The 241-nt window shown below is 49.8% G+C and carries 1 protein-coding gene; it reads right to left on the minus strand.

Features of this window, described 5'->3' with window-relative positions; genetic code table 11:
• Positions 1 to 241, minus strand: a 241-nt coding sequence (locus SB786_RS37415) for a serine hydrolase (RefSeq protein ID WP_410731739.1), incomplete at both ends; no start/stop codon positions are given.

Below are 241 nucleotides of genomic sequence, written 5' to 3' on the forward strand. Positions count from 1 at the left end.
TGTTGCCATTGCTGCAGGCATCGTGGTGTCACGCTCGTCGTTTGGTATGGCTTCATTCAGCTCCGGTTCCCAACGATCAAGGCGAGTTACATGATCCCCCATGTTGTGCAAAAAAGCGGTTAGCTCCTTCGGTCCTCCGATCGTTGTCAGAAGTAAGTTGGCCGCAGTGTTATCACTCATGGTTATGGCAGCACTGCATAATTCTCTTACTGTCATGCCATCCGTAAGATGCTTTTCTGTG

Source organism: Burkholderia sp. SIMBA_062 (assembly GCF_046534765.1).
Lineage (GTDB): Bacteria > Pseudomonadota > Gammaproteobacteria > Burkholderiales > Burkholderiaceae > Burkholderia > Burkholderia ambifaria.